Here is a 15,860-nt window from a genome sequence, read left to right as displayed (position 1 = left end):
CGGAGCTTTGCCATGGCCGAATTTTTCGACGCGCTGACCGACAAGCACGTCGCCTTCATCGAGAAGCAACCGATCTTCTTCGTCGCGACCGCGGCCGCCGACGGGCGCGTGAATCTGTCGCCCAAGGGCTATGCCGACAGCTTCCGCATCCTGTCGGGCAGTCGGGTCGCCTATCTCGACCTCGGCGGATCGGGGAATGAAACCCATGCGCATCTTGCGGCCGAACAAGCCGACCGCGGGCGCATCACGATCATGTTCTGCGCCTTCGACCGCAGCGCGCTGATCCTGCGTCTCTACGGCCGCGGCCGTGCGGTGCTGCCGCAGGACGATGAATGGAATGCGCTCGCGGCGCAGTTCAGTCTGCTCCCCGGCACCCGCCAGATCTTCGTCATCGATATTGACAGCGTGCAGACGAGTTGCGGCTGGGGCGTGCCGATGATGGAATTGCAGCACGAACGTGACACGCTGCAGAAATATCATCGTCAGGCCGATCCGGTCGAATGGACCGAAAAGTTCAAGGGCCGCACGCGCAGCATCGACGGACTGCCGACCCGGCCGACCGACCGCTATATCGCGGGCGACGCCTGAATGGCGCTGGTCGAACTGGTGCGGATGCCGAACGGCGCCGAGGCCGAATTGCTGCGCGGTCGCCTCGAAAGCGCCGGAGTTCCTGCGGTCTGCTTCGACGCCGGGATGAATATCGCCGAAAGCGTCGGGCTCGCGATTCCGGTCCGCGTCATGGTGCTCGACGAGGATCTTGCCGACGCGCGCGCCTTGATGGCGGAGTTCGGGATCGCCTAGGATGAAGATGGCGGCTGCAACCCGGACCCGCCGCCGTTCGTCTTTACCGCAATGAAAGCAGCCCGCCCTCTCCCATGATCCCGCCCGCCCCCATGATCAAGGTCGCCAGCTACAATATGCGCAAGGGCATCGGCCTCGACCGCCGCCGCGATCCGGGGCGAGTGCTGTCGGTTCTTGGCGAACTCGATGCCGACATCGTCGCCTTGCAGGAGGCCGACCGCCGCTTCGGCACGCGCGCGAGTGCGATCCCGCCGCACATGTTCGAAGATCATAGCGACTATGTTCCCGTCGACCTGCTGGACGGCCGCCCCTATGCGATCGGCTGGCACGGCAATGCGCTGCTCGTGCGCAAGGGCGTCGTGGTCGAGGAGAGTCACGCGCTCCATCTGCCGACGCTCGAACCGCGCGGCGCGGTCGCCGCGACGGTGCGCGTCGGCGATACGCGGCTTCGCGTCGTGGGCATGCATCTCGACATTTCGGGGCTGCGCCGGCGCCAGCAGGCGCGCGCCATCCTCTCGCATGTCGCCGAAGGCGAAAAGCTGCCGACGGTGCTGATGGGCGACTGCAACGAATGGCGCAATCGCGGCGGCTGCCTCCACGATTTCGGCGAGCATCACCGTCTCGTCGATACCGGCCACAGTTTTCACAGCCGCAAGCCGGTCGCGCGCCTCGACCGCATCTTCGCCTCGCCCGAACTCGAAGCCGTGGACGCCGGCGTCCACCAGAGCGCGCTCGCCGCGCGCGCATCCGATCATCTACCGATCTGGGCGCGGTTCAAAACGATGGAAGACTGAGCGGATTCCCCTCCCGCAAGCGGGAGGGGCAGCGAGACTTACGACTTTGTTCGTTAGTCGCAGCGGGGCGGGCCATCGCAGCGTCGTTGCCCACCCCTAACCCCTCCCGCTTGCGGGAGGGGAATGATATGCCCAAAATTTAGGCAAACCCCTGCCTAGCCTGCCTGCCGCGTGAACGATCCGGCACGCCACCGGCGCCAAACCCGTCACAAAATGTTAACTTTCCCGCCCTCGCCGCAATTTGGCACGGCTGTTGCACCGCAACATGGTGCCATAAGCAAAAGGGGGCATCATGAAGCTGATCCTTGCTATCATTAAACCGTTCAAGCTCGACGAGGTGCGCGAAGCACTGACCGGGCTGGGCATCGCAGGAATGACCGTCACCGAGGTCAAGGGTTTCGGCCGGCAGAAGGGCCAGACCGAAATCTATCGCGGCGCCGAATATGCAACCAACATGGTGCCCAAGGTGAAGATCGAGCTCGTCTGCGACGATGCGCTCGCACCGCGGGTCGTCGAAACGCTTCAGCAAAGCGCCGGAACCGGGTCGATCGGCGACGGCAAGATTTTCGTCCTCGACGTCGGGCAAGCCGTGCGCATCCGCACCGGCGAGACCGGCGAGGCGGCGCTGTGATGACGAAGGGGGAAAATATGACGTTCGCAAAGAAAATGGGGGTCGGTAAGATCGCGGCGAGCGCCGCGGCTGGCGGCCTCGCGCTGTTCGCGGCGCTGCCCGCCTGGGCGCAGGAAGCGGCTGCCGCCGCACCCGTCGTCGACAAGGGCGATACCGCCTGGATGATGACCTCGACGGTGCTCGTCCTCGCGATGATCCTGCCCGGCCTTGCGCTTTTCTACGGCGGCCTGACCCGCAGCAAGAATATGCTTTCGACGATGACGCAGATCGGCGCGGTCGCCTGTCTCGCGATGATCGTCTGGGTTTGCTACGGCTATGGCCTTGCTTTCGGCCCCGAAGGCAATGCCTTCATCTCGTGGGGTAAATTCTTCCTCGCCGGCGTCACGCCCGACAGCCTTGCCGATACCTTCTCGGACGGCTTCAAACTGCCCGAATATGTGTTCATCTGCTTCCAGATGACCTTCGCCGCGATCACGCTGGCGCTGGTCCTGGGCGCGACGGTCGAACGCATGAAATTTTCGGCGGCGCTCGTCTTCGGAGTCATCTGGCTGACGATCGTCTATTTTCCGATCGCCCACATGGTGTGGGCGGTGGGCGGCTTCCTTTTCGAAGGCAAGATGTTCGGCACCGACTTGCCGGCGGCGCTCGACTTCGCCGGCGGCACCGTGGTCCACATCAACGCGGGTGTCTCGGCGCTCGTCGCAGCGATGATCCTCGGCAAGCGCATCGGCTATCAGAAGGAAATCATGGCGCCGCACTCGCTGACGCTGACGATGGTCGGCACCGGCCTGCTGTGGGTGGGCTGGTTCGGCTTCAACGCCGGCTCGGCGCTCGAAGCAAATGGCTCGGCGGCGCTCGCGATGATCAACACCTTCGTCGCCACCGCCTCGGCCGGTCTCGCCTGGATGCTCGCCGAAAAGTTGGGCGGTCACAAGCCGTCGGCCCTCGGCTTCTGCTCGGGCATCATCACCGGCCTCGTCGCTGTCACTCCGGCGGCGGGCAATTCGGGTCCGTTCGGCGCGATCGTCCTCGGCGCGGTTGCCGCGTTCATCTGCTTCTATGTCGTCACCGTCCTCAAGCCCAAGCTCGGCTATGACGACGCGCTCGATGCCTTCGGCATCCACGGCGTGGGCGGCATCGTCGGCGCCATCGGCACCGGAATCGTCTACGCGCCGAGCCTCGGTGGTCCCGGTGGCGAGGATTTCGCGATGGGGCCCCAGGTCGTTACCCAGATCGTCGCTGTCCTCGTCGCGATCGTCTGGGCCGCCATCGGCACCGTCATCGCGGTCTATGTCGCCAAGGCGCTCACCGGGCTCCGCGTCACCGAAGAAGTCGAACGCGAAGGCCTCGACCTCGGCGAACATGGGGAACGCGCCTACAATATGTAATCACGAGACAGGATACCCGCCGCCGCTCTCTCCTCTTTCAAACGGGCGGCGGGGTCCTAACCAGGTTCCTCCTGCGAACCACTCATGGCCGGGATGCGAAAGCGCCCCGGCCATTTTTTTGTGCAGATTGCACTGCACAATAAAAGGGCAGCTCTGCCGCGAAATTAGGCCTTCCCATCATGACATTAATATGGCATTCAGCCTGTCAACAGTTTCAGGAGGGGAGAGCCTGAAAGGCTGGGCCAGGACGCAAGTCCTGGCCCTCTTTTTTTGCCCATTTCGCAGGCACACCTGAAAAGCCGCGCTTTTTCAGGCCTCTCGTATAGCGAGGCATCGCCGAGGGCTGCACGCCCCGGTCCGCCGAATCGGTCGAGCCGAACGCCTTCGCCGCGAAAGTCTCCGGCCGCCGCGATGCTTTTGCGCGCCGCGGCAAAGGCCGCTTATTGCAGCGCGGATTTGACGAAATCGGCGGCGCGTTCGCCGATCATGATGCTCGGCGCATTGGTGTTGCCGCTGACGAGGCGGGGCATGATGCTCGCATCGGCAACCCACAGGCCATCGACGCCATTCAGCTTCAGCGCCGGGTCGACGACCGCGTCGGCGTCGCTGCCCATGCGGCAGGTGCCGACCGGGTGATAGACGGTGTCGGCGCGGCTGCGGATCAGCGCGTCGAGCGCGGCGTCATCGTCGATATTCACCGGGTGGCGATCGACGCCGGCATAGTCGGACAGCGGCGGCGCGGCGACGATGCGGTGCATCATCCGCACCCCGGCGCGCAGCGTCGCCATGTCGCGGTCGTCGGTCAGGAAGCCGGGATCGATCAGCGGAGCCGCCGCCGCATCGGGCGAAGCAAGCGTCACGCTGCCGCGGCTTTCGGGGCGCAGGACGCAGGCGTGGCACGAAAAGCCATGCCCCTTCACCTTGGTGCGGCCGTGATCCTCCAGCATCGCGGGAACGAAGTGGAACTGGATATCGGGCGCAGCAACGTCGGGCCGCGATTTCCAGAAGCCGCCCGCTTCGGCGAAGGGCGTGGTCATGATGCCGGTGCGCCCGGTGCGATGTTCGAAAATCGCCTTCAGCATCCGCCAGCTGCCCGCGAGACTGTCGCCGAAGGGGTCGCCCGAGCGCGTTTCCCAGCTCGACACATAGTCGATGTGATCCTGCAGATCGGCCCCCACCGCCGCACGGTCGGCGACCGGATCGATCCCCATCGCCTTCAGATGGGCGGCGGGTCCGATGCCCGACAGCATCAGCAGCTGCGGCGACCCGAAAGCACCGGCCGACAGGATCACCCCGCCCGCAGCGCGCAGCGTCTCGCGCGCGTTGCCGCGGCGGATCGCCACGCCCGTCGCGCGGCCGTTTTCGACGAGGATTTTTTCGACCAGCGCGCCGGTGCGAATGGCGAAATTGGCGTGCGCGCGCAGCGGTTCGACATAGGCGCGCGCCGCCGACCAGCGCTCGCCGCCCTTCTGCGTCACCTGATACAGGCCAAAGCCTTCCTGCTGCGCGCCGTTGAAATCGGGGGTGCGCGGCAATTGCAGCGCCGCCGCGCTCTCGACGAAGCGGCGGCTCGTCACATTGGGCCAGCGCTGGTCCATCACGTTGAGCGGGCCGTCGCCCCCGTGCCATTCGTCGGCGCCGCGTTCATTGCCCTCGCTGCGCTTGAAATAGGGCAGCACGTCGGCATAGCTCCAGCCGCTTGCGCCAAGCGCCGCCCATTGGTCGTAATCGAACGCGTGCCCGCGAATATAGATCATCGCGTTGATCGCGCTCGATCCACCCAGCCCGCGCCCGCGCGGCTGATACCCCGTGCGCCCGTTCAGCCCCTTTTGCGGAACCGTATCATATTGATAATTCGACTTCTTGGGAATGAAGGGCATGAAACCGGGCGTCTTCACCCACATATTGTCGTTCGACCCGCCGGCTTCGATCAGGCAGACACGCCGCGTGCCGTCGTCGGCAAGCCGTCCCGCCGCCGCGCTCCCGGCGCTGCCGCCGCCGATGACGATGATGTCGAACTGATCCATAAAGCCGCTCCCCTCGCCACCCGATCGGTGGTCAATTGCGACTTACATGAATGTCATTAGCCCGCGAGGCAAGCGCGTTGTCGCGGCGGGCGAAGACTATTCCGCAGCCGGCTCCTCGGCGGGGCGACCGGCGGCCCATCGCTCCTTGATCATCGCACTGGTCATCCGGCTGCCGTCGTGGCTCCAGCCGGGTTCGCGCCAGATATAGGACAGCTTGTGTCGCCACGGCGCGCTCCACACGTCCTTGGCGATCCCGACCCATTCGTGGACCGCGGCCCACAATAGGTTGAAGCTGCCGAGCTGCTTGACGATGCCATAGCGAACCGGATCGTCGTCGCGTTCGGGAACGAAGCTGCCGAACATCCGGTCCCACACGATGAAGACCCCGGCATAGTTGGCGTCGAGGTAGCGCGGGTTGACGCCGTGGTGGACGCGGTGGTGCGATGGCGTGTTCATCACCGCCTCGAACCAGCGCGGCATCCGCCCGATCGCCTCGGTATGAATCCAGAACTGGTATATCAGGTTAAGCCCGCCGCAGAAAAAGACCATCGCGGGTGGAAAGCCGATCAGGAACAGCGGCAGGCGGAACAGGAAGGCCAGGCTGAAAAAGCCGGTCCAGGTCTGCCGCAGCGCGGTCGATAGATTATAATGCTGGCTCGAATGATGGATGACATGGCTCGCCCAGAACCAGCGGACGCGGTGCGCGCTGCGATGAAAGGCATAATAGGCCAGATCGTCGAGGACGAAGCAGAGGATCCACGCCCACCACCATTGTTTGAGCGCGATGCCGATGTCGAACAGGTGGAATTGATAGACCCACACCGCCATGCCGACGACCGCCGCGCCGACCGCCGCACCGGCCACTTGACTACCGGTACCAAGCAGAAGCGAGGTCAGCGTGTCGCGCGTTTCGTACCGGCTCTTGTCGCGGCGCAGCGACACGATCATCTCGGCGATCAGCAACAGGATAAAGGCGGGCACCGCATAGGTTACCGGGTTGGGAAGATCATCCATGCGCCACATCCCGCATCCGCGCCGCCCATACCCCCGCGTCTTTCCCGAGTTGCAGCGTCACCGACCCGAAGGTTCGTTCGGGCATCGTCAATGTCAGGAAATCCTTGTCGAGCCGTCCAACCACGGCGGCATCAACCGGCCGCGCTGCGAAATGATTGCCGTGCGCCCGCACCAGCATCATCTGCCCCGCGGCGTTGCGGACGATCGCGGCAAAGCCCGCGCGGTCGCGCGCGACCTCTATCCCCCCGAACCCCGTCTCGGCCTCGTCGGCAAGGCGGATAGCATGGGCGGCGTCGGCAATCCGCGGATCGGCGCCCAGGCCCATGCGCTTGACCAGCCAGGCGACGAACAAGACCGCCACCAGCGATCCCGCGAGCTGGATAAGGTCGCTCACCGTCATGGCTAACCTGCGAGCGCGTCCATCATCGGCCGCAGCGCCGACAGATCATAGCCGCCGTTCGCGGCCGCATCGCACAGCATGTCGATATCGTCGCCTGCCCGCGCGCGCGTCAGCGCCCACAAATGCGTTGAGCGCGTACCCGACCGGCAATAGGCGAGCACCGGCCCGGTCGCATCGCCCAGCAACGTATCGAGCGCGTCGAGCTGCGGATGGCTGAACCCCGAATGGCCGATCGGGATGGCGGCATAGGCCATTCCCTCGGCGGCGCAGGCATGCGCGATGGCATCACCCTGCGGCGCGCCCGGGTCCTCTCCGTCGGGGCGGTTGTTGACGATCATCGCAAAGCCTGCCGCCTTCGCCGCGGCGACATCCTCGATGCTGATTTGCGGCGCGACCGAATAGGTCGGGGTCAAGGCTCGAAAGTCGCTCATGCCGCGATCTATAAACCTGCGCTGATTGCTGACAAGCGTGAAGGTGGCAACAAGGTTGCGCGATAGCGATCTTTCCTAGAACTGCCGGATCACCTCCAGAAAGGCATCGCCCCATGCCTCCAGCTTCTTGGCGCCGACGCCGGGAATCGACGCAAGGTCGGCGCGCGAGGCGGGACGCTCGCTCGCCATCGCGCGCAGCACCGCGTCGTGAAAGATCACATAGGGCGGCACGCCCGCCTCGCTCGCAAGGTCGCGCCGCGTCGCACGCAGCGCATCGAACAGCGGGTCGCCGACCGGGTTTGCCGCCGCACCATCGCCGCGCCCGGCGCGCGACAGGCGGCGGGCAGGCGGCTCGGCCATCAGCACGGGCACCTCGCCCTTCATCACCGCGCGCCCGGCGGGGCCGAACATCAGCCCGCCATGTTCGGTCGCGGCCAGCGCCTCGCGCGCCATCAGGCTGCGCACAAGCGGCTTGATCAGCCGCGCATCCTCCCCCTCAACGATGCCGAACACCGACAATTTGTCGTGACCGCGCGCGGCGATCCGTTCGTCGCGCCGCCCGGTCAGCACCGCCTCGACATGCCCCGCGCCATAGCTTTGTCCGGTGCGATAGACCGCCGACAAAAGCTTTTGCGCCAACACCGTCGCATCGACCTGCTTCGGCGGGTCGAGGCAATTGTCGCAATTGCCGCAGCGCGTCGGCGGGTCTTCGCCGAAGTGGCGCAGCAGCAGCGCGCGGCGGCACTCGACCGTCTCGACCAGCGCCGCGAGCGCATTCAGCCGGGCGCGCTCGCCTGCCAGCCGGTCCTCGGGCAGATCGCCCAGCCGCATCCGCGCCCGCGCGAAATCTTCGGCGCCCCACAGCATCAACGCCTCGGCGGGATCGCCGTCGCGCCCCGCGCGCCCGGTCTCCTGATAATAGCTCTCGATCGATTTCGGCAGCCCGGCATGCGCGACGAAACGTACGTCGGGCTTGTCGATCCCCATGCCGAAGGCGACCGTCGCGGTGACGATGCCATCTTCGGAGGCGACGAAATCATGCTGCACCCGCGCGCGCCGTTCGGGGTCGAGCCCGGCATGATAGGCCGCCACGCTGCGCCCGGTGGCGGCGGCGAGCTTCGCGGCCATCCGTTCGGTCCCGTCGCGCGTCGGACAATAGACGATCCCGGGCCCCGGATTGGCGGCGATGAATTCGGTAAGCTGTTTTGCCGGCGCGCCGCGCGGCGCGATGCGATAGCGGATGTTCGGCCGGTCGAACCCCGCGAGGATCAACCCTTCGGCGGGGATGCCGAGCTGGACCAATATGTCCTCGCGCGTGTGCTTGTCGGCCGTCGCGGTCAGCGCGAGCCGCGGCACCGCCGGAAAGGCGTCGAGCAGCGGGCGGAGCAGGCGATAGTCGGGGCGGAAATCATGCCCCCATTCCGAAACGCAATGCGCCTCGTCGATCGCAAACAGCGCGGGCGGCCGCGCCGCCATCAGCGACCGGAACCCCTCGCCCGTTGCCCGTTCGGGCGCGATGTAGAGAAGGTCGAGCTGTCCGTCGCGATAGGCCTGGCGCGTGTCGGCGAAATCGGCATCGACGCTGGTCAGACTGGCGGCGCGAATCCCCGCCGCGCGCGCACCGCGTAGCTGATCGTGCATCAGCGCGATCAGCGGTGATACAACGACGACACAGCCGTCGAGCGCAACGGCGGGAAGCTGGTAGGTCAACGACTTGCCCGCCCCCGTCGGCATCACCGCCAGCGTATGCGCGCCCGCCATCACCCGCCCGACGACATCGGCCTGCCGCCCGCGAAAGGCGTCGAAACCGAAAGTGGATTTGAGAAGAGGGAGAAGAGCGTCGGCGGACATCGCTCGGGGCGATAGGGGAGTCGAGCCCGCGACGGAACCCCCTCCACGCGAATGCGGTCTAAACCGTGCCCTCTTCCTTTTCGGCCTGCTGACGCGCCCACATGTCGGCGTAGAGGCCGCGCATCGCGAGCAGTTGGTCGTGTGTGCCCGTTTCGGCGACGCGGCCGCGGTCGAGGACGATGATGCGGTCGGCGCTCGTGACGGTCGACAGGCGGTGCGCGATCACCAGCGTCGTGCGCCGTTCGGCGATCCGTTCCAGCGTGTCCTGAATCGCCGCCTCGGTCCGGCTGTCGAGTGCGCTCGTTGCTTCGTCGAGGATCAGGACCGGCGGATTCTTGAGCAGGGTGCGCGCGATCGCGACGCGCTGCTTCTCGCCGCCCGACAGTTTGAGCCCGCGCTCGCCGACTTCGGTCTCATAGCCCTGCGGCAGCATCGCAATGAAGCCGTCGATCGCCGCGCCTTTCGCCGCCTCGGCAATCTCTTCGACGCGCGCATCGGCGCGGCCATAGGCGATATTATATCCGATGCTGTCGTTGAACAGCACCGTATCCTGCGGGACGATCCCGATTGCGGCGCGCAGACTCTGCTGCGTCACCGCGCGGATGTCCTGCCCGTCGATCAGGATGCGGCCGCCCTGCGGATCGTAGAAGCGGAAGAGCAGCCGCGCGATCGTCGATTTGCCCGCGCCCGAAGGTCCGACAATGGCCAGCGTCTCGCCCGCGCCCACCGCAAAGCTGACGCCGTTCAAAATGGTGCGGTCGGCCTCATAGCCGAAGACGACATCCTCGAACGCCACGGCACCGCCCGCGACGTGCAGCGTGGGGGCGCCGGGCGCGTCGGTGATCTCGCTTGGCGTGTCGATCAGGCGGAACATCGCCTCCATGTCGATCAGCCCCTGCCGGATCGTGCGATAGACCATGCCGAGCATGTCGAGCGGGCGGAAAAGCTGCGCGAGCAACGTGTTGACGAGCACCACGTCGCCGACCGCGAAGATGCCGCGCGACCAGCCCCACACCGTATAGCCCATCGCGCCGGCCATGGCGGCATTGGTGATGAAGCTCTGCCCGATGTTGAGCCAGGCGAGGCTGTTCTCGCTCTTGACCGCTGCGCTCGCATATTGACCCGCAACCTCGCGGTAGCGCGCTGTCTCGCGCTCCTCGGCGCCGAAATATTTGACCGTCTCGTAATTGAGCAGGCTGTCGACGCTGCGCCCGACGGTCAGCGTGTCGAGGTCGTTCATCCGCATCCTGAGCGCGGTGCGCCAGTCGGTCACCTTGCGCGTGAAGGCGATGTAGACGACGACCATCAGCGCGGTCGCCGCGGCCAGGCCAAGGCTGAATTTGGTCCAGAAGATGACGATGACCGCGGTCAGTTCGATGATCGTCGGCGCGATATTGAACAACAGGAAATAGAGCATGGTGTCGATGCTCTTGGTTCCGCGCTCGATCACCTTGGTCACCTCGCCCGTCCGCCGCGCGAGGTGAAAACGCAGCGATAAGGCATGCAGGTGGGTGAAGGTGGCGATCGCGAGTTCGCGCGTCGCATCCTGCCCGACGCGTTCGAAAACGACATTGCGCAGATTGTCGAACAGCACCCCGGCAAAGCGCGCGCCGGCATAGGCGACGACCAACCCGATGGTCAGCGCGACGCCTTCCTGCATCCCCGGCGCCATGCGGTTGATCGCCGCGCCATAGACGAAGCCCATCGACAGCTGCACCGCCTTCGACGCCAGCACCAGCAGCCCGGCCGCGATAATGCGCAACTTGTGCTCGCGATGCCCCGCCGGCCACAGATAGGGCAGGAAGCGCCGCAGCGTCGCCAGAATCGGCGGCTCGCTGCGCGGGCTGGCGGAAGAAGCGGTGTCAGGCGGCATGAGCGCTCCATGTAGGGCGCCGGTCCCGCTTCGCCAAGCTTGGGCGAAGACAATGCTCCCTTTTCCGTGAAAAGCGCGTGATCCCGGTCCGCCGCCGCCCGATCATCAGAATCGGGCGACAGGGCACCCTGTCAGCCGCCGTTGGCGCGGATCCATTTTTCGACGACCGGCGCAATCTCTTCGCGCCACTTGCGCCCGTTGAAAATGCCGTAGTGGCCGACGCCCTTCGCCATCAGATATTTCTTCTTGGCGGTCGGCAGTTCGGTGGCGAGGGTCAGCGCCGCCTTGGTCTGGCCGATCCCCGAAATATCGTCGCGCTCGCCTTCGATCGCGAGCAGCGCGATGTCGTCAATCTTGCCAAGGTCGACGATCTTCCCCCGATGCTCGAATTCGCGCTTGGGCAACAGGTGGCGCTGGAAAACCGCATCGACCGTCTGGAGATAGAATTCGGCGGTCATGTCGCAGACGGCGCGATATTCGTCATAGAATTCCTTGGTCTTGTCCGCACTCTCGCCATCACCATCGACCAGATGCTTGAACATTTCCCAATGGCTCATCATGTGATTGCCGAGGTTCATCGACATGAAACCGGCGAGCTGCAGGAAGCCGGGATAGACGCGGCGCCCGGCGCCCGGATACCAGGCCGGAACCGTTGCGATCACATTTTCCTGGAACCATGCGTAAGGCCGCGTTGTCGCATGCTGGTTGACCGCGGTGGGCGCCTTGCGCGTGTCGATCGGTCCGCCCATCATCGTCAGCGTGCGGGGGCGGCACTTGTGCTTGTCGGCCGCCATGACGGCTGCGGCGGCGAGGCTCGGAACCGAAGGCTGGCACACCGCGAGCATATGCGCGCCCGGCCCGATATGCTCGAGCCAGCCGATCAGATAGTCGATATAATCATCGAGATCGAATTTGCCTGCTTCGAGCGGGACATTGCGGGCATCGCGCCAGTCGGTGATCCACACATCATGGTCGGGGATCATCCGCTCGACTGTACCGCGCAGCAGCGTCGCATAATGACCCGACATCGGCGCGACGATCAGCAGCTTGGGCTTGCCGGCGCTTGCCGCGTGGCGGAAATGCTTGAGCTGGCCGAAGGGCTTGCGCGCCTCGATCGCTTCATCGACGCGCAGCGTCTCGCCATCGACGACCGTCTCGTACAGTTCGAACCCCGGTTTGCCGCGCGGCGCCGAGGCGTGCGCAAAGACCTCGAGCGCCGAGGCGAACATCGGGCTCGCGCTGAAATAGCCAAGCGGATTGGCGGGATGCTGGATGACCTGCGCGCCCGCGGTCGCCAATGCGCTCGCGCCCGCGAGCCAGCTCCGCTGCATGTCAAAAGCGTGGTACAGCATAATCTGAATTCCTTGCGTCCGGTCGGGCGCTCTTCCGGCATCCCTGTTGGAGCACAGTCTAGGGCAACATCGCCATTGTGCAATGCATCAAAATCATGGCGCGGCGCTTGATGGATAATATTCCGGGACAGCGGCGGCCTCGGCCTGTTCCAGCGCCTTCGCCCCCGCGGCTTCATCGCTTCGCGCGGCGGCAGCCCTATCGCATCACGCGCGCGGGCCTGCGTGCGGTGCGGGCGCAGCTCGACAACCGCTGAGCCGAAGGGAGCGCTGGCGATCCGGTCCCGCGCTCCCTTTACGCAGCCTGGCTTCATGGTCCTTGAAGCAGATCGCCATTCTGCATCGTTGAGCGGCACCGGCGCGGCTGCTAGGGCGATGACCAATGGCGACCAAATCCGATAAACCGAACCCGCCCCGCAAGCTGTCGAGCCTGCGCATGGTCTGGCATCATGCCAGCCGCTATCCGCTCCAGTTGCTGATTGCGGCGATCGCGCTCGGCATCGCGGCGATCGCGACGCTCGCGATCCCCTATCAGTTCAAGGAAATGATCGATTCGGGCTTCGTCGCCGGCGGCGGCGATGTCAGCCCGCATTTTCGGTTCTTCTACGTGATCGTCCTCATCCTCGCGATTGCGACGGCGCTCCGCTTCTATTTCGTGAGCTGGCTCGGCGAACGCACCGTCGCCGATATCCGCGAGGCGGTGCAGCGTAACCTTCTGCGCCTGGCGCCGGGCTTCTTCGAAGAGAATCGCCCCTCCGAAATCGCCTCGCGCATGACGGCGGATACGGCGATCATCGAACAGACCGTCGGCACCACGGTTTCGGTTGCGCTTCGCAACACCGTCATGGGCATCGGCGGAATCGCCTACCTGTTCTCGCTCTCGCCGAAGCTCACGGGAGGGATTCTGCTCGGCATCCCGGTCATCATCATGCCGATCGTGCTGCTCGGCCGCCGCCTACAGAATGTGTCGCGCTCAAGCCAGGATCGCGTCGCCGACATCGGTGCGACCACGGCGGAACAGCTCGGCGCCATGAAGATCGTCCAGGCCTTCGGGCAGGAAACGCGCGAGGCGGAACGCTTCACTAGCGCCGTCGAAGCCAATTTCGCCACCGCCAAGCGCCGCATCCGGCTCCGCGCTACGATGACCGCGATCGTCATCGGGCTGCTGTTCGGAGCCATCACCACCTTGCTCTGGTACGGCGCCGAAGGCGTGGCCGCGGGCACGATCACGGGCGGCACCATTGCCGCCTTCGTCCTGACCGGCGGCCTTGTCGCGGGTGCGTTCGGCGCGCTGACCGAAGTCTATGGCGATCTGCTTCGCGCGGCCGGCGCCGCCGAACGCCTCAACGAGCTGCTGATCGCCGAGCCGAGCATCGCCCCGCCGCCGGCCCCTCGCGCTCTGCCGGAAACCGCGACCGGCACGCTCGAATTCGATCATGTCGAATTCCGCTACCCGACGCGCCCCGACGCGCCCGCGCTGCACGATTTCAGCCTGTCCATCCGCGCGCGCGAAACGGTTGCGATCGTCGGCCCGTCGGGTGCCGGCAAATCGACGCTCTTCCAGCTCGCCGAACGCTTCTACGATCCGCAAGGCGGTGAAATCCGCCTCGACGGCGTCGCGCTGCCCGAACTCGATCCCGCCGACCTGCGCGCCCGGATCGCGATGGTTCCGCAGGAGACCGTGATATTCGCGGCCTCGGCGCGCGACAATCTGCGCTATGGCAACTGGCTGGCCACCGATGACGAGCTATGGGCCGCCGCGCGCGCCGCCAATGCGGAAGAATTTCTGCGCAAGCTTCCCGATGGTCTCGACACTTTCATGGGCGAAGGGGGCGCCCGCCTGTCGGGCGGCCAGCGTCAGCGTGTTGCAATCGCCCGCGCGCTGCTCCGCCGCGCGCCGCTGCTGCTGCTCGACGAGGCGACTTCGGCGCTCGACGCCGAGTCCGAAAAACTCGTTCAAGATGCGCTCGAGGCGCTGATGCACGACCGCACCACCGTCGTCATCGCGCACCGCCTCGCGACCGTCCGCGCCGCCGACCGCATCATCGTGATGGACGAAGGCCGTATCGTCGAGGAAGGACGCCACGACGATCTCGTCGCCGCCGACGGTCTCTATGCGCGGCTCGCGCGCCTGCAGTTCCAGGATAACCTTGCCGCCGATCAGGCAGCCGTGATGGAGAAATAGCGATGTCGCTCTACGATCTCACCGTTCCCGCCTACGTCAATGCGCTCGGCGCGCTCTCGGCGCAGCTTGCAAAGGCGCAAGCGTGGGGTGCCGACAATGCCATCGGCGAGCTGCAATTCGCCGCCGGCCGGCTGGCGCCCGACATGTTCCCCTTGCCGACGCAGATCCGTTTCGCCTGCGGCCAGGCGATCACCGGGCTCGCCCGGCTTGGCGCCTCGGGCGGCCCCGAATTCCCCGATGACGCCGCCGACTTTGCAGGAATGCAGGATCAGATCGCCCGCACGCTGACTTTTCTGGATACGATCGACCCCGCGTCGCTCGGCGTGGACGATGATCGACCGGTCAGCTTCGATCTGCCCAACGGCATGGTTTTCGACCTGACCGCCGCGACCTATGTTCGCGACTGGGCGCTGCCGCAATTCTACTTCCACATCGTCGCGGCCTATGCCGTCATGCGCCACCTTGGGGTACCGCTCGGCAAGGCCGACTACGCCGGCTATATGATGCAACATCTGCGCCCCGGGACGGCGCCAACCGCCTGACCGGCACTTCCGAGACGGGGCATCGGTACGAAGTCGGCGGTCAGACCAAGCCGCCGTACCGCTGGATACCCGGAAACGCGATCTTGCTGCCCCCGTTGCGACGGATCGCGCCGATGGCCTCATCGACACGCAGATAGCGCGCCTGCGCGTCGGGTTCGAACAGCAGCGTGGCCGGAACCGCGCGCTCGGACGCTGCCTTCACCAGTTGGCCCAGTTCGGCCAGGTCGACGGCGTTGCCGTTCCAGCGAATGATGTCGCTGGTGTCGATGCTGACGCGATTTTCGTCGCGAACTTCGAAAGGCGCCGGGCCGGCGGGCAGTGTGACATCGACCTTATGCGTCGGCGGCGGAATGGTGATGACGAACATCACCAGCATCACGAGCATGACGTCGATCAGCGGCGTGGTGTTGATGTCGGGGCTGCCGTTCGGATCGGCGCGAAAGATGCTGCGGCGTCGACGCATTCTGTCTCTCCCTGTCATCGGGAGCGCCGACACCTCACCCTCGCGTGCCAGCGCGCCCGCCTTGTCCGAGACGCACCCGTTCATCGAGGCGTTTCACAGATATGATATATC

Annotated in this window: 15 protein-coding genes; 7 read left to right on the top strand and 8 right to left on the bottom strand. The window is 65.6% G+C overall.

Annotation, left to right across the window (positions count from 1 at the left end; genetic code table 11):
- The first annotated feature begins 12 nt into the window (after positions 1 to 12).
- From ATE59_RS03020 to ATE59_RS03000, 5 genes are all read left to right on the top strand, one after another.
- Complete coding sequence (locus ATE59_RS03020) at positions 13 to 588, top strand: pyridoxamine 5'-phosphate oxidase family protein (RefSeq protein ID WP_058811141.1); 576 nt, start codon at positions 13 to 15, stop codon at positions 586 to 588.
- Positions 589 to 801, top strand: coding sequence for a putative signal transducing protein (locus ATE59_RS03015; protein ID WP_003043073.1), 213 nt, complete (start codon positions 589 to 591; stop codon positions 799 to 801). It abuts the gene before it with no gap.
- A 92-nt stretch (positions 802 to 893) separates the two neighbouring features.
- Positions 894 to 1,595 carry an endonuclease/exonuclease/phosphatase family protein gene (locus ATE59_RS03010; protein ID WP_058811296.1) on the top strand — a complete coding sequence of 234 codons (702 nt, stop codon included), beginning with the start codon at positions 894 to 896 and terminating at the stop codon, positions 1,593 to 1,595.
- A gap of 292 nt (positions 1,596 to 1,887) precedes the next feature.
- On the top strand, positions 1,888 to 2,226 hold the full coding sequence (locus tag ATE59_RS03005; protein ID WP_003043080.1) for a P-II family nitrogen regulator: 339 nt from the start codon (positions 1,888 to 1,890) through the stop codon (positions 2,224 to 2,226).
- Positions 2,227 to 2,243: 17 nt separating this feature from the next.
- Entirely contained in the window at positions 2,244 to 3,614 is a 1,371-nt protein-coding gene (locus ATE59_RS03000; RefSeq protein ID WP_058811295.1) for an ammonium transporter, read from the top strand.
- A 440-nt stretch (positions 3,615 to 4,054) separates the two neighbouring features.
- Here the strand turns inward: ATE59_RS03000 and ATE59_RS02995 are convergent, their stop codons facing one another.
- From ATE59_RS02995 to ATE59_RS02965, 7 genes are all read right to left on the bottom strand, one after another.
- A complete protein-coding gene (locus ATE59_RS02995) occupies positions 4,055 to 5,641 on the bottom strand; it encodes a GMC family oxidoreductase (RefSeq protein WP_058811140.1) in 1,587 nt (528 codons plus the stop codon).
- A gap of 96 nt (positions 5,642 to 5,737) precedes the next feature.
- Positions 5,738 to 6,655 (bottom strand): sterol desaturase family protein, encoded by a 918-nt coding sequence (locus ATE59_RS02990; RefSeq protein WP_058811139.1) that lies wholly within the window; start codon positions 6,653 to 6,655, stop codon positions 5,738 to 5,740.
- A complete protein-coding gene (locus tag ATE59_RS02985) occupies positions 6,648 to 7,055 on the bottom strand; it encodes a hypothetical protein (RefSeq protein ID WP_058811138.1) in 408 nt (135 codons plus the stop codon). Before ATE59_RS02985 ends, ATE59_RS02990 begins: the two co-directional genes overlap by 8 nt.
- A gap of 2 nt (positions 7,056 to 7,057) precedes the next feature.
- Positions 7,058 to 7,486 (bottom strand): TIGR01244 family sulfur transferase, encoded by a 429-nt coding sequence (locus ATE59_RS02980; RefSeq protein ID WP_003043089.1) that lies wholly within the window; start codon positions 7,484 to 7,486, stop codon positions 7,058 to 7,060.
- Positions 7,487 to 7,561: 75 nt separating this feature from the next.
- On the bottom strand, positions 7,562 to 9,337 hold the full coding sequence (gene recQ / locus ATE59_RS02975; RefSeq protein ID WP_058811137.1) for a DNA helicase RecQ: 1,776 nt from the start codon (positions 9,335 to 9,337) through the stop codon (positions 7,562 to 7,564).
- Positions 9,338 to 9,395: 58 nt separating this feature from the next.
- Positions 9,396 to 11,210: an ABCB family ABC transporter ATP-binding protein/permease gene (locus tag ATE59_RS02970; protein WP_058811136.1), complete on the bottom strand. Its 1,815-nt coding sequence runs from the start codon at positions 11,208 to 11,210 to the stop codon at positions 9,396 to 9,398.
- 131 nt (positions 11,211 to 11,341) lie between these two features.
- Positions 11,342 to 12,562, bottom strand: a complete 1,221-nt coding sequence (locus ATE59_RS02965) for a polyhydroxyalkanoate depolymerase (RefSeq protein WP_058811135.1) — start codon at positions 12,560 to 12,562, stop codon at positions 11,342 to 11,344.
- 379 nt (positions 12,563 to 12,941) lie between these two features.
- Here ATE59_RS02965 and ATE59_RS02960 point away from each other — a divergent pair, with 379 nt between their 5' ends.
- Together ATE59_RS02960 and ATE59_RS02955 are read left to right on the top strand one after the other, a co-directional pair.
- The gene (locus ATE59_RS02960) at positions 12,942 to 14,744 is read left to right on the top strand and encodes an ABC transporter transmembrane domain-containing protein (protein WP_058811134.1); all 1,803 of its coding nucleotides are present in this window, start codon (positions 12,942 to 12,944) and stop codon (positions 14,742 to 14,744) included.
- Between the two features lie 2 nt (positions 14,745 to 14,746).
- Positions 14,747 to 15,286 (top strand): DUF1993 domain-containing protein, encoded by a 540-nt coding sequence (locus tag ATE59_RS02955; protein WP_058811133.1) that lies wholly within the window; start codon positions 14,747 to 14,749, stop codon positions 15,284 to 15,286.
- Between the two features lie 40 nt (positions 15,287 to 15,326).
- Here ATE59_RS02955 and ATE59_RS02950 read toward each other — a convergent pair whose 3' ends face one another.
- On the bottom strand, positions 15,327 to 15,749 hold the full coding sequence (locus ATE59_RS02950) for an ExbD/TolR family protein (RefSeq protein WP_058811132.1): 423 nt from the start codon (positions 15,747 to 15,749) through the stop codon (positions 15,327 to 15,329).
- Between the last annotated feature and the right edge of the window lie 111 nt (positions 15,750 to 15,860).

The organism is Sphingopyxis sp. A083, from assembly GCF_001468495.1.
Taxonomy (GTDB): domain Bacteria; phylum Pseudomonadota; class Alphaproteobacteria; order Sphingomonadales; family Sphingomonadaceae; genus Sphingopyxis; species Sphingopyxis terrae.
This window is presented reverse-complemented; position numbering and strand designations above follow the sequence as displayed.